The organism is Streptomyces yangpuensis, assembly GCF_024666385.1.
GTDB classification, from domain to species: Bacteria; Actinomycetota; Actinomycetes; order Streptomycetales; family Streptomycetaceae; genus Streptomyces; species Streptomyces yangpuensis.
Genome location: NZ_CP102514.1, coordinates 2398128 through 2410128, shown reverse-complemented (window position 1 = coordinate 2410128; position 12001 = coordinate 2398128). Strand labels below are relative to the sequence as shown.

The following is a 12001-nucleotide window of genomic DNA, read 5'->3' as shown; positions in this document are numbered from 1 at the left end:
TAGCCTGGCGAGCTCTACGCGTGCACGATGGGCCGCTTCACGGGGTTGATGCGTGTACCAACCCCGTGCGCCGCAGATTCAAGAACCTTCTTCCAGTCCGTGGCAGGAAGCCAGGGCTTGCCCATGAGATGTGCAGTCCAGTGAGCAAGGTCAGCCCATGTCCTGAGCCGATGAACTTCGATTGAGTACGCGTTGGCATCGATATCGGGATCGCAAGCAGCGTGGTGGGCGCACCAGCGGACCGCATCCGGATGGCTCAAGATATCGCCGTAACTGACAACGGTTCGAGTGCCAGGCGGGGCCGCTGCCTTCGTCTCGGCTTCCCAGGTCCGGACAGCCTCCTGCTGCTTCATGATCTTGCCGTAGTCGATCCAGATGCGTCCTTGACCGTCAGCGATCGGTGCCTCGCAGGCATCGCAAACGGCAACGAGCTCGTGGGTAGTCATGGCCGGGATATTGCCTGGCGGTCATGAGCTGCTGCTGGCGATTGGCCAAAAGGGTGAACCCCGGCGCGACTTCAGCGTGAGAACAGGCTGGGAACCGATGGGAACGGACGCACCGGAAAGAGGAGGCAGAGATCGTCACGTCGAGGCGGCGCACGTGGGCCGTGACCAGCCAAAACGACAGAGTGGATCACCCGGCGGCATCCTCCGGATCGTCCTCGATCGGACTCATAATCCGTCGGCCGTGGGTTCGAGTCCCACCCGCCCCACCGCAAGCCGCAGGTGCAGAAACGATTGCACCTGCGGCTTCGGCGTTTCCGGGGCGGGCACGCGGCCTCAGGCCCGGCCGGGCGGGGCGGCGGGGCCCGCGCGGGATGGGGGGTCCCGCCCGGGTGGGCGTCGGGTCCGCTCGGCCGGGGGCGTGGCCGGCGGCGCGGCGGCGCCGGCGGCGCGGCGGCGCCGGCGGCCGAGCAGCGGGAGCACGTCGGTGGCCACCGCGAGGGAGATCCGCCGCTGCTGGAGTTCCGGCCCCTCCGCCGTTACGCCATGGAGCGGTCCGGATCCGCGTGCGGGGCGGATCCGGTTTCGGCGCGCCGGGCCGCTGGAAGCCGCTAGAAGTCCTCCGTTTCGTCCACGAGGTGGCGCAGGACGTCCGTCAGGTCCTGGCGGCGGGCGTAGGCCGTGCGCTGGCGGTGGGCGCCCGAGCCGTCGCGCAGGAGCCCGGCGAGGGTCTTGGCGGCGTGGTCCAGGTCACCGGCGGCGGCCAGTTCCGGGGCGACCAGGTCCAGCAGGGCCTCCGCGAGGTCGGCCGCCGGGAGTTCCGCGCCCGTGTACGGGTCGAGGCCGAAGCCCTCCAGGCCGTCGTGGGCAGCCCGCCAGCGCGCGAGGCGCAGTACGTCGTCCCGTACGGCCGGCTCCGGGCGCTGCTCGGCGATCTCTCGGAGCGCCGTGGCCACCAGCGCGCGGGCCAGTTCGGCCTGGAGGACCGCCGAGTCGACGCCCGGGGACATGTCCGGTGCGCGGAACTCCAGCGTCGGCCAGTGCCCGGAGGGCCGGAGGTCCCAATAGACCATCTTGGTGTCCAGGGCCGCCCCGGAGCCGAGCAGGGTCTGCACGGAGCGCCGGAAGTGGGCCGTGGACGTGAAGTGCGGAGGCAGGCCCGCCGAGGGCCACCCGGACCAGGCCATCGCCCGCCAGCTGCAGTGACCGGTGTCGCGGCCGCCCCAGAACGGTGAGTTGGCGGCCAGCGCGATCAGCGTGGGCAGCCATGGTCTGATCCGGTTGGACACCGCCACCGCCGTGTCCACGTCGAGCGTGCCGATGTGGATGTGGCGGCCGCAGCTGACCAGGGTGTCGGTGAGCGCGCCGAAGCGGCGGTGCTGCTCGCGCTGGCGCGGCTCGTCATCCGTCAGGTGCAGCGGCCCGTCGACCGCGACGACCGGCGAGGGCGCGGCCAGGAGCCGGCAGCCGTGGGCGCGGGCCGCCCGGCCGAGGGTGCGCCGCAGCGCGGCGAGCTCGGCGCGCAGCGAGGACGCCGAGTCGGCGACCGGGGTGGATATCTCCACCTGGTAGCGGGTGCCCTCGGGATGCATCTCGCCCGGCAGCCCGGCGGCCGTCGCCAGGACGAGCGGGGCGGCGGGGACCACCCGGAGGGTGCGGGCGTCGACGAGCAGGAACTCCTCCTCGACGCCGACGGTGAGGGGCACGGTGGGGCGCACCGTGTTCTGCGTCGTGCCGGTGCTCGTGGTGCTGTTGCCAGGATCGATCACTACGCCTCCCTGGACATACGAGTCTTTTCATCATGAGCTGAACACGAGGGGAGGAGCGCGCGGCGAATCAGTCAAATGTCCGGTGATAGTGGCGAGTTACCGGCAACGAGCCGCCCGTGCCGGGAGCCCGGAGCAGGATGGGGCGACTGTTGCCGGTGGGTGAAGCGGGCGGGCGCACCCTGGGGGCGCCGACGGGCCGGTGCTTATCATCCGATGTGACTCGTACCAGTGCGCCAACCCGCCCCCGACGCAGGCTGTTCGCCGACCTGACCCCGCTGCGCACGTCCCCGGACTACCGGAGACTGTGGCTGGGCGGGACGATCTCCTGGGTCGGCCAGGCGATGACCGCCCTCGCGATCTCACTCCAGGTCTACGACATCACCCGCTCCAGCTTCGCCGTCGGGCTGGTGGGGCTCTTCTCCCTCGTCCCCCTGATCGTCTTCGGCCTCTACGGCGGGGCCATCGCCGACACCGTGGACCGGCGCAAGCTCGGCCTCTACAGCTCCCTCGGCGCCGCGGGGCTGTCGGTGGCGCTCGCCGTGGCCGCACTGCTCGGCCGGCACCACGTCTGGTTCCTGTACGCCGTCGTCGCGCTCCAGGCCGTCTGCGGGGCGCTCACCGGCCCGGCGCGGTCCGCCATGATCCCGAGGCTGCTGCCGGCGGAACAGCTGCCGGCGGCCAACGCCCTGAACTCCGTGACCATGACCTTCGGGACGATGGTCGGCCCCGCCCTGGGCGGCCTGATCGTCGCCCTCGGGGGATACGAGTGGGCGTACCTGATCGACGCCGTCACCTTCACCGCCGCGCTCTACGCGATGTGGCGGCTGCCGTCGATGAAGCCGGACCGGGCGGAGGGCGCGCGGGGCCGGGCCTCCGTCGTCGACGGACTGCGCTTCCTCGGCACCCGGCCCAACATCCGGATGACGTTCTTCACCGACATGGCCGCCATGGTGCTGGCCCAGCCGAAGGCGCTGTTCCCCGCCATCGCCGTGCTCTGGTACGGGGACGACGCGAAGACGGTCGGCCTCATGATGGCCGCGATCGCCGCCGGGGCGCTGCTCGGCGGGCTGTTCTCCGGCTGGCAGGCACGGATCCGGCGGCACGGGCTGGCGATCCTGCTCGCCGTCGCCGGATGGGGCCTGGCCATCGCGGTGTTCGGCCTCACGCGGCACCTGTGGCTCGGGCTGTTCTTCCTGGCGCTGGCCGGGTACGCGGACACCGTCTCGATGGTGTTCCGCACCACCATGCTGCAGGCCGCCACCCCCGACGACATGCGGGGGCGGCTCCAGGGCGTCTTCATCGTGGTCGTCGCGGGCGGGCCCCGGCTCGGGGACTTCTTCGCCGGGACCGTCGGCGACCTGACCTCCCCGGCTGTCGCGGTCACGGGCGGCGGGCTGGCCTGCGTGCTGGTGGTGGGCCTGCTGGCCCTGCGCTGGCGAAACTTCGCCCGCTACGACGCGCACTCTCCCCAGGCCTGAGCCCTGTCGCCGGGCCCGCCGCGACCGCCGGCCCCGGCGGTCCGGGGCGACGGCTGTCGTGCCGGGCCCGGTGGGGCCGCGGGTGGCCGGCCCCGCGCGGAGTCCGGTCGCGGTGCCACCTACGCGTCGACCGGTTCGCGGGTGCGTTCGCCGCCCGTGGTGCCGGTGTTGACGGTGCCGGACGGTTCGAAGAGCAGGATGTGGGCCTCCTCGTCCGCCGACGGGCAGTGTTCCGCCCCGCGCGGGACCACGTACATCTCGCCGGGTCCCAGGACCACGTCCCCGTCGCGCAGGCGGATCGTCAGGGTGCCGGCGACCACGAGGAAGAGCTCGTCGGTGTCCTCGTGGGTGTGCCACACGAACTCGCCCCGGACCCTGGCGACCTTGACCTCGTAGTCGTTGACGCGGGCGATGCGGCGCGGTGCCCACTGCTCGGTGAAGCCGGCCAGCTTCCCGGCGATGTCGATCTTCTGTGTCGTCATGCGGACAGCCTGGCGGCCGGTGCGCGGGGGGTCTTGTACGTTCCTGACATGGCCGCGATACGTCCGCGCAGCACCGTCAGCGCCTGGCAGCCGCCGGTGCCGGGCATCGCCGAGGTCTTCCACGCCCGCTTCACCGAGCACGCGTACCCGGCCCACGTGCACGACACCTGGGCGCTGATGATCGTGGACGGCGGGCGGGTGGACTTCGGCCTCGACCGGGAACGGCACGGCGCCGGAGTGTCGGACGCGGTGGTCCTGCTGCCGCCCGGGGTGGTCCACGACGGGCGGACCGTGACCGAGGCGGGCTTCCGCAAGCGCGTCCTGTACCTGGAAACCTCGGTGCTGCCGGAGCGGCTGACCGGAGCCGCCGTGGACGCGCCGCTGCTGGCCGATCCCGCGCTGCGCGAGCGCGTGCACGGGCTGCATGTGGCGCTGGGGGAGCGGGACCCCCTGGAGGCCCAGTCGCGGCTGGCCTTCGTGCAGGAGCGGCTGCACGGGTGGCTGGCGGGCCGCGGGGGGCCGCCGGTGGCGACCGCGGCGGCGCCGGGTGCGCGGCTGGCCGTACGGCTGCGCGAGCTGCTGGACGCGCGAGTGGTCGCCGGGATCACCCTGGAGGAAGCCTCGGCCCGGCTCGGCCACGTCCACCCCACCCATCTGATCCGCAGCTTCCGGACGGCCTTCGGGCTGCCGCCGCACGCGTACCTGACGGGTCGGAGGGTGGCGGTCGCGCGGGGGCTGCTGCTGGCGGGGGCGAGGCCGGCCGAGGCGGCCACCGAGGCCGGCTTCTACGACCAGGCCCATCTCGCGCGGCACTTCGCACGGCACGTCGGAACCAGCCCGGCCCGCTTCGCCCGGTCCGGTCCGGTGTGAGTGAGCCGAGTGCGCCTCGGGCGGGCGGCCGTCCGCTTCAGGCGGGCGCCGGGCCGACGATGCCGCGGGCCACGCCCAGGGAGACCAGGTCCTGGGGGCGGATGCGGAGCTGGTCGGCCGTGGTTGGGGCGGCCGACGGGGGGCGCTTGAGGATGGCCGCGGCCAGTTCCGGGGCGATGACCGAGAAGTAGCTGTCCGGGGTCACCCAGGTGTTCCCCGGGGCGGCCAGCGCGAGGGCGCCGCCCGAACCGCCCTCGCCGATCAGGAGGGTGGTGACGGGGACGGTGGCCGCCGCCAGCGCCGCGAAGGCGTCGGCGATGGCCGGGCCGGCGCCCGCGTGCTCGGCGGCCGCGTCGTTGGCCGCGCCCGGGGTGTCCACCAGGGTGAGGACGGGGATGCCGAGCCGGTCCGCGAGGCGGACCACGCGGGCGGCCGTGCGGTACCCCGCCGGCCGGGTCGCCGTCCCGCACTGGGCGGCGTAGGCCACGGCCCGGCCCTCCCGTAGCCCGAGCCCGCACAGCATCCCCGGGTCCGTGCCGCCCGCCCGGTCCCCGGAGAGGTGCAGGCGCAGCTCGAAGTACGCGTCCAGGTACGCCTCGGCACGCGGCCGGCCGGGTTCGCGGGCCTGCCGTACCGCGTCCCATCCGGTGGCGGGCGGGCGTACGTCGGCCAGTGCGGCCGGGGGCTCGACCGGCTCGCCGGAGCGGGGCGCGGCCAGGACGCGGAGCCAGCGCGCGAGGGTGCCCGGCAGGTGGGCGGCCGGGACCACGGCGTCGACGTGCCCGGCGGCGTACTGGCCTTCGGCGCTGTACGCCGCCGGGTCCGCGTCGGCCGGCCGCACCCGGGACCCGGCGAAGCCGACCTGGGCGCCGGGCAGCGCGAGCACCACGTCGGCGCCGGCCCCGAGGGTGGCCCAGCCGCCACCGGTGGTCGGGTCGCGCAGGACGGCGAGCTGGGGGAGCCCGGCGGCCCGGGTCAGGACGCTCTGGCGGGCCACCCGCTGCAGTTGCGTCAGCGCGAGCATGCCCTCCTGCATCCGGGAGCCGCCCGTGGCGATGAGCGAGACCAGGGGCAGGCGCTGCTCGCGGGCGTGCGTGTACGCGGCTTCGAGCCGGTCGCCGGTGCGCTGCCCCAGGGAACCGCCCAGGAAGCCGAACTCGAAGGAGATCAGGACGGCTTCGCGGCCGCCGATGAGGGCGGTGCCGGTGACGACGGATTCCTGCTCGCCGGTGCGCTCGGCGGCGCGGGCGCGGGAGGCGTCGTACCCGGACCAGGCCAGCGGGCCGTCGGTGGGGGACTCCCGGTGGGGTGCGGGCAGTTCGGCGAACGTGCCGGGGTCGGTCACGGAGGCGATGGCCGCGCGGGCCGAGAGGCGGGTCGTCGTCACGGGTGCACCCCAGGTCGGATCGGTCGAAGTCGTCTCCGGGCGACAGTACTTGGGCCGGTCGGCGACGGTCAGCCCGCGAACCGGACGGCGTACGGCGCCCCGACGGCCGTCGCCAGGCCGGCGCGCAGCAGCCGCAGCGCCCTCTCGGGCAGACGGGGCCGGCGCCGGGCGCCCAGGCTTCGGCCGATCGGACCGCCGGCCCCGCACCACAGCCCGTCGAGCCGGTGCGCAGGTGGCGGCGCCCACGGCCGAGGTGACGAAGGCCGCGGCCGGGGCGACGGGCACGACGGCGGCGACCGGCGCCCCGCGGCGCCGACAGGCGGTCACGGCAGCGGCAGGGCGATCTTCAGCGCGTAGGCGGCGACCAGGCCGTAGCCCAGGCGGAAGGTCCAGACGCGGGCGGTGGCGGAGATGCGGGCGCCCGCGAGGGAGCCGAGCGCGACGAGGGCCTGCTGCCAGAGGAGGGAGGCCGCGCCGACGCCGACGAGGAACGCGGCCCCCGACGGGCCGGAGCCGAGGGCGGCGCCCTGGGCGGTGGTGAGGGCGGCGAAGTAGAGGGCGGTGGTGGGGTTGATCGCGGTCAGGGCGACATAGCGGGCGAACGCCTTGGCCGGCCGCAGGCCGGTGGCCGTTCGCGTGGTGCCCCCGGTGCCGGCGTCCTGCCCGGGATCCGGCACCGGCGGGACCGCCGGCTTCGGGCGGGCTCCGGAGAGGCCGTGGGCCGCGATGGCCAGCAGGATCACGGCCGAGACCAGCCGGACCCAGGCCTCGACGGGGGCGACGTGGGAGGCCACCCAGGGGCCGACGGCGGTGGCGAGGGCCGCGTAGCCGAGGTCGACCACCGCGATGCCGGTGGCCGCGGCCACCGCCGTCCGGCGGTGCCGCATCGCCTCCTGGAGCAGCAGCACGCTCATCGCACCCATCGGCATCGCCACGCCCAGACCGGCGGCGGCACCCGCCAGGGCCGGTGTCATCAGTTCGCTCATACGGGCGAGGGTCGGGCTTCATCCCCGCGCTATGGACGCGAATACCGGGTGCGGCTGCGAGAATCGCGGCATGGACCGCCTCGACAGGGAAATCCTCGGCATCCTGCAGCAGGATGCGCGGATCTCGTACCGCGATCTCGGCGTCCGCGTCGGCCTCAGCGCCAACGCCACCGCGGACCGGGTGCGGCGGATGCGCCGGGACGGGGTGATCCTCGGGTTCACCGTCGTGGTGGACCCGGCCGCCGACACCGCCGGCGGTCTCGTTGTCTTCATTGACGTCACCCTCCGCCAGGACACCACCAACGAGGAGTTCGAGCGTCGGGTCGCGGGGCTGCCCGGGATCACCGAGGTCGTCCATGTGACCGGCGCGCACGACTACCTCGTACGCGCCCGGGCCGCCGACCCCGCAGCCCTCGACGGCCTGCTGCGCCGCCTGAAGCGGGAGGCCGGGGTGGCCCACTCCAACACCCGGATCGCCCTGCGCGCGGCCGACCGCCCCGGCCGCCCCTGACACCCATCGGTCCTCTCCGACACACCCTCCCGGGCGGCCGTACCCCCGGCCCGCCAGGCCGCCAGGCCGCCAGGCCACCAGCCGGCCGGCCGCGCCGTCGCCGTCAGAGGGCCGACTCCCACGTCACCGTCGTGCCCCGCGCCCCCGCTTCCGTGCGCCCGTCGTCCGTCACGGTCAGGCGGACCCGGCCCGGGGACGACGCGTCCACCACCACCTCGACGGAGGCGACCCCGTTGCGCCGGTGCGCGGCGGCGAGGGCGCCGCGCAGGGCCGTGAGCAGGTCGCCCGCCACGGTCGGCGGGAGCAGGGCGTCCACCGCGCCCGCGAAGTGCACCGCCGGCTGGAAGCCGAGCAGGACCGCCGCGCCGTCCGTCTCGCGCAGGACCCGTCCCCGGAAGGTGGTCGGGGCGTCGGTCGGCGGCTGCTGGAGGGCGAAAATGGCCGTGCGGACCTCCTGGATCGTGGAGTCCAGCTCGTCGACGGCGCGGGCGAGTTCGTCGCCGACGGGGTCCCCGGAGGGGGCGTTCTCGGCGCGCCGCCGCGTGCTCTCCAGCATCATCTCGGTGGCGAAGAGCCGCTGGACCACCAGGTCGTGCAGGTCCCGCGCGATCCGGTCGCGGTCCTCGTACACCGCGAGCTGCTCCCGGTCGTGCTGGGCGTCGGCCAGGACGAGGGCCAGGGCGGCCTGCGAGGCGAACTGCGAGGCGAGCAGCCGGTCCACCGCGTCGTACACCGGGCCGCCCCGGGCGCGCGGCAGGGCCAGGGTGCCGATCAGCCGGCCGCCGCTCCGGAGCGGAAGCATCATGCTCGGCCCGAACCGTATCCGGACGTGCGTGGTCATCCGCGGGTCGGTGGCCGAGTCGTCGACGAAGACGGGTTCGCCGCCCAGAAGTTGTTCCAGTACCGGCGATCCGGGGGCGATGGCCGTCCCCACGAGGTCCCCGGGATCCCCCTGGGTGGAGGCGGCCACGATCTTCATACCGCCCTCGGGTGTCGGCTGGAGGACCACCCCGGCCGCTGCGTCGGCGAGCACCCGGGCCCGTTCGGCCACGCACCTCAGGGCGTCCGCCGCGGGGCGTCCCGCCAGCAGGGTCGTGGTCACGGCGGCGGCCCCGTCGATCCAGCGCTCCCGGCGGCGCGCGGTCTCGTACAGCCTGGCGTTGCCGATCGCTGTGCCGGCCTGCGCGGCCAGGACGCGCACCAGCGCGAGGTCCTCCTCGGTGAAGGGGCCGCCGTCACGCTTCCCGGTGAGGCAGAGGTTGCCGAAGACCTCGTTGTGGACCCGGATCGGGACGCCGAGGAAGCTGTGCACGGGCGGGGGGCCGGGCGGGTGGCCGGGCGGGAGGCCGGCTGCCCGCTGCTCCTCGGTCAGGCCCGACGTGAACAGCGCGGTCACCAGGACGCGCTCGGGGTCGAGGATGCCGAGCGCGCCGTACCGGGCCGAGCACAGCTCGGCCGCGGAGTCCACGATGCGCTGGAGGGTGGCGCGCAGTTCCGGTGCGGAGCCGACGCCCAGTACGGCCTCCAGCGCGGGGAGGCCCGCCGGGTCCTCGTCGGACCGGTCGGCGGGCCTCTCCTGACCTGCGTCCGTCATCCGGCCAGCGGGTTGAGGACCATGGGTGCGATCTTCCCTTCGAGCATCGCGCCGAGCCCCAGTACGGCGCAAACGTCCGGCCGTTCGGCGATGGCGACGGGCATTCCGGTGGCGTCCCGCAGCATCTGGTCCAGACCCGGCAGCAGGGCGCTGCCGCCCACCATCATGATTCCCCGGTCCGTCAGGTCGGCCACCAGGTCGGGCGGGCAGTCGCGCAGCACCTTGCCGATCCCGTCGAGGACGGCGGTCAGCGGGGTGTGGATGGCGTCGCGCACGGCCGCGGTGTCCACATGGACCGAACGCGCCAGGCCGGTGGCCACGTCACGGCCGTGGATGAGGGTGGACGCGGGCCCCTCGGAGGTGAGGCCGTTGCCGTGCAGGGCCAGTTGGAGCGGCCGGACGGCCTGGCTGGGCAGCATCAGCTCGTGCGCGTGGCGCAGGTGCTGGACGACGGCGTGGTCGATGGCCTCGCCGCCGACGGGGATCCGCTGGGCGGTGACGATCGAGCCGAGGGAGAGGACGGCGACCTGGGTGGCCGCGGCCCCGCACACCATGATCATCGTCGCGGTCGGCTGCTCCACGGGCAGTCCGCAGCCGACGGCCGCCGCGATCAGGGTGTCGACCAGTTCGACGCGCCGCGCCCCGAGCCCGACCAGGGTCTCCACGGCGGCCCGCTGGGCGAGCGGGTCCGCGTCGTGCGGGGTGCAGGCGGCCGCCCGCAGCCGGGGCTTGCGCCGCAGGGCGCGCCGCAGCTTCTCGCCGAGGAGGTGGCGCAGCATCCGCTGGGCCATCTCGATGTCGACGACGGTGCCGCCGGAGACGGGGCGCACGACCCTGATGTAGTCGGGCGTGCGGCCGGTCATCCGCTCGGCGAAGGTGCCGACGGCGATGAGTGCGCCGGTGCGCGTGTTGACCGCGGCGACGCTGGGTTCGTCGACCACGAGGCCGGCGCCCTTGACGTACACGCGGGTCCTGGCCGCCCCCAGGTCGACGGCGACGTGGCAGCGGCGCAACTGCTCAAGACTGACGGTCACGGCAGTACCTCCCGAGAGCGCTGACGCAAGAGGACCGGCGGAGTGCCGGTCGCTTGTCCTATCATCTCGGGCATTTCGGGCTATCCGCCCGTTGTAATGCTCCGGTCGTGGGTGTGTCGCGGCCGTGCCGCGCCTGCATGGGGGTGGATTTCTGTACCGACAGGCACCACCATGCCCGCACCGCACGCGCTACTCGCGCGTAACAAGGTAAGGGGGCACCGATGCTGACGGTACGACAGGGACTGATCGCGCTCCTGGCGCTCTGCCTGGCGCTCACGGCCTCCGCCGCGGCCCACGCCTCCGGCCGGGGCCCGGCCCCCGCCGCTGACCGGGCATCACCGCGCAGCCCGGTGGTCTTCGTGCACGGCTACAACGCCGACCCCGGCGTCTGGGGAGCCCTCCGCGCCGACCTGCGCGCCGACGGGTACACCGACGCGGAGCTGTTCTCCTTCGGCTACGACACCCACCAGTCCGTCAACGAGGTCCTCGCCGGGCGGCTCGGCACCTACGTCGAGCAGGTCCGCCGGGAGACCGGCGCCGCCACGGTCGACCTCGTGGCGCACTCCTTCGGCTCGCTGGTCAGCCGCTGGTACGTCAAGTTCGGCGGCGGCACCGACACCGTGGATCACTGGGTGTCGCTGGCCGGCCCCAACCGCGGCACCTCCACCGCGTGGGCCTGCGCCCTGTGGGACCAGGCGTGCCGGGACATGACCCCCGGGTCGTACGTGGTGAAGAACCTGGGCAGCGGGGACGCCACCCCGGGCGCGGTGAAGTACGCGACCTTCTGGTCGGACTGCGACGAGGTGATCAACCCGGACGACAGCGTCCCGCTCACGGGCGCCACCAACACGCCCGTCGGCTGCCTGGCACACAACGACCTGCTCGGCGACGACGCGACCTCGGCCGGGGTGCGCGCCTTCCTCGCCTCCTAGAAGGCGCGCGGCGAGTGCTGCTGACGCGCTGTTTAGGGGATACGGGCGACAGTGGGGGAGGCCGCCGCATCCTGAGGGGGAAGCACCGATGCCGGACCGGGTCCGCACCCGCACCACCGACGCACGGCCCGCGCCGCCGCGGCGTCCCGTCACCCGTCTGCGCCTCACCTGCCTGTACGGCGGGGTGTTCATGCTGGCCGGGACGGCGTTCCTGGCCGTGACCCTCCTGCTGGCCGAGCAGGCCGTGAGCAGGGGCAACGGCCCCCTGCTCGAAGTGGGCCCGGAAGGCCCGGTCGCCCTGGCGGCCGCCCGCTGCCCGGCGTCGGCGAACGGCGGGCCGCCCTCCTGCGAGTCCCCCGGCCGGGACCGCGCCCACGACCCGCTGTTCCTGTCGGCCCTGCCGGTCCTGGCCGTGCTCGGCCCCCTGTCGGCCGGCGCGGGGTACCTGATGGCCGGGTACGCGCTGTCGCCGCTCCGGCGGATGACCCGCACCGCCCGCGCCGCCTGCCGCTAGG

At 74.5% G+C, this 12001-nt stretch carries 12 protein-coding genes and 1 tRNA gene; 6 read left to right on the top strand and 7 right to left on the bottom strand.

The window, feature by feature from the left end:
• Nucleotides 1–14: 14 nt before the first annotated feature.
• A complete protein-coding gene (locus tag NRK68_RS11105; protein ID WP_257855699.1) occupies nucleotides 15–446 on the bottom strand; it encodes a hypothetical protein in 432 nt (143 codons plus the stop codon).
• Between the two features lie 182 nt (nucleotides 447–628).
• Here NRK68_RS11105 and NRK68_RS11100 point away from each other — a divergent pair.
• Nucleotides 629–712 (top strand) — tRNA-Ile (locus NRK68_RS11100).
• 342 nt (nucleotides 713–1054) lie between these two features.
• Here NRK68_RS11100 and NRK68_RS11095 read toward each other — a convergent pair.
• Nucleotides 1055–2212: a carboxylate-amine ligase gene (locus tag NRK68_RS11095; RefSeq protein ID WP_183065249.1), complete on the bottom strand. Its 1158-nt coding sequence runs from the start codon at nucleotides 2210–2212 to the stop codon at nucleotides 1055–1057.
• A gap of 215 nt (nucleotides 2213–2427) precedes the next feature.
• Between NRK68_RS11095 and NRK68_RS11090 the strand changes: the two genes are divergently transcribed.
• The gene (locus NRK68_RS11090) at nucleotides 2428–3690 is read left to right on the top strand and encodes an MFS transporter (RefSeq protein ID WP_257855698.1); all 1263 of its coding nucleotides are present in this window, start codon (nucleotides 2428–2430) and stop codon (nucleotides 3688–3690) included.
• A gap of 119 nt (nucleotides 3691–3809) precedes the next feature.
• Here the strand turns inward: NRK68_RS11090 and NRK68_RS11085 are convergent, their stop codons facing one another.
• Nucleotides 3810–4172 (bottom strand): cupin domain-containing protein, encoded by a 363-nt coding sequence (locus tag NRK68_RS11085; protein WP_183065247.1) that lies wholly within the window; start codon nucleotides 4170–4172, stop codon nucleotides 3810–3812.
• 48 nt (nucleotides 4173–4220) lie between these two features.
• Here NRK68_RS11085 and NRK68_RS11080 point away from each other — a divergent pair, with 48 nt between their 5' ends.
• Complete coding sequence (locus tag NRK68_RS11080) at nucleotides 4221–5042, top strand: helix-turn-helix domain-containing protein (RefSeq protein WP_183065246.1); 822 nt, start codon at nucleotides 4221–4223, stop codon at nucleotides 5040–5042.
• A gap of 37 nt (nucleotides 5043–5079) precedes the next feature.
• Here the strand turns inward: NRK68_RS11080 and NRK68_RS11075 are convergent, their stop codons facing one another.
• The gene (locus NRK68_RS11075) at nucleotides 5080–6429 is read right to left on the bottom strand and encodes a carboxyl transferase domain-containing protein (protein WP_257855697.1); all 1350 of its coding nucleotides are present in this window, start codon (nucleotides 6427–6429) and stop codon (nucleotides 5080–5082) included.
• A 323-nt stretch (nucleotides 6430–6752) separates the two neighbouring features.
• On the bottom strand, nucleotides 6753–7415 hold the full coding sequence (locus NRK68_RS11070) for a LysE family transporter (RefSeq protein ID WP_183065245.1): 663 nt from the start codon (nucleotides 7413–7415) through the stop codon (nucleotides 6753–6755).
• A 70-nt stretch (nucleotides 7416–7485) separates the two neighbouring features.
• On the opposite strand from NRK68_RS11070, the gene NRK68_RS11065 reads away from it, so the two are divergent.
• Nucleotides 7486–7926, top strand: coding sequence for an Lrp/AsnC family transcriptional regulator (locus NRK68_RS11065; protein WP_183065244.1), 441 nt, complete (start codon nucleotides 7486–7488; stop codon nucleotides 7924–7926).
• A 103-nt stretch (nucleotides 7927–8029) separates the two neighbouring features.
• Here the strand turns inward: NRK68_RS11065 and NRK68_RS11060 are convergent, their stop codons facing one another.
• Both NRK68_RS11060 and NRK68_RS11055 read right to left on the bottom strand, forming a co-directional pair.
• A complete protein-coding gene (locus NRK68_RS11060) occupies nucleotides 8030–9520 on the bottom strand; it encodes a sensor histidine kinase (RefSeq protein WP_183065243.1) in 1491 nt (496 codons plus the stop codon).
• Entirely contained in the window at nucleotides 9517–10554 is a 1038-nt protein-coding gene (locus NRK68_RS11055; RefSeq protein WP_030957548.1) for a rod shape-determining protein, read from the bottom strand. The genes NRK68_RS11060 and NRK68_RS11055 overlap by 4 nt, the downstream gene beginning before the upstream one ends.
• A 221-nt stretch (nucleotides 10555–10775) precedes the next feature.
• Between NRK68_RS11055 and NRK68_RS11050 the strand changes: the two genes are divergently transcribed.
• A complete protein-coding gene (locus tag NRK68_RS11050) occupies nucleotides 10776–11486 on the top strand; it encodes an esterase/lipase family protein (protein ID WP_257855696.1) in 711 nt (236 codons plus the stop codon).
• A gap of 88 nt (nucleotides 11487–11574) precedes the next feature.
• On the top strand, nucleotides 11575–12000 hold the full coding sequence (locus tag NRK68_RS11045) for a hypothetical protein (RefSeq protein WP_257855695.1): 426 nt from the start codon (nucleotides 11575–11577) through the stop codon (nucleotides 11998–12000).
• Nucleotide 12001 lies beyond the last annotated feature (1 nt).

Bases quoted from the DNA above. Each gene is read 5' to 3' on its own strand.
- NRK68_RS11105 (WP_257855699.1), bottom strand. From the start codon at position 446: ATGACTACCCACGAGCTCGTTGCCGTTTGCGATGCCTGCGAGGCACCG.
- NRK68_RS11085 (WP_183065247.1), bottom strand. From the start codon at position 4,172: ATGACGACACAGAAGATCGACATCGCCGGGAAGCTGGCCGGCTTCACC.
- NRK68_RS11080 (WP_183065246.1), top strand. From the start codon at position 4,221: ATGGCCGCGATACGTCCGCGCAGCACCGTCAGCGCCTGGCAGCCGCCG.
- NRK68_RS11070 (WP_183065245.1), bottom strand. From the start codon at position 7,415: ATGAGCGAACTGATGACACCGGCCCTGGCGGGTGCCGCCGCCGGTCTG.
- NRK68_RS11065 (WP_183065244.1), top strand. From the start codon at position 7,486: ATGGACCGCCTCGACAGGGAAATCCTCGGCATCCTGCAGCAGGATGCG.
- NRK68_RS11060 (WP_183065243.1), bottom strand. From the start codon at position 9,520: ATGACGGACGCAGGTCAGGAGAGGCCCGCCGACCGGTCCGACGAGGAC.
- NRK68_RS11050 (WP_257855696.1), top strand. From the start codon at position 10,776: ATGCTGACGGTACGACAGGGACTGATCGCGCTCCTGGCGCTCTGCCTG.
- NRK68_RS11045 (WP_257855695.1), top strand. From the start codon at position 11,575: ATGCCGGACCGGGTCCGCACCCGCACCACCGACGCACGGCCCGCGCCG.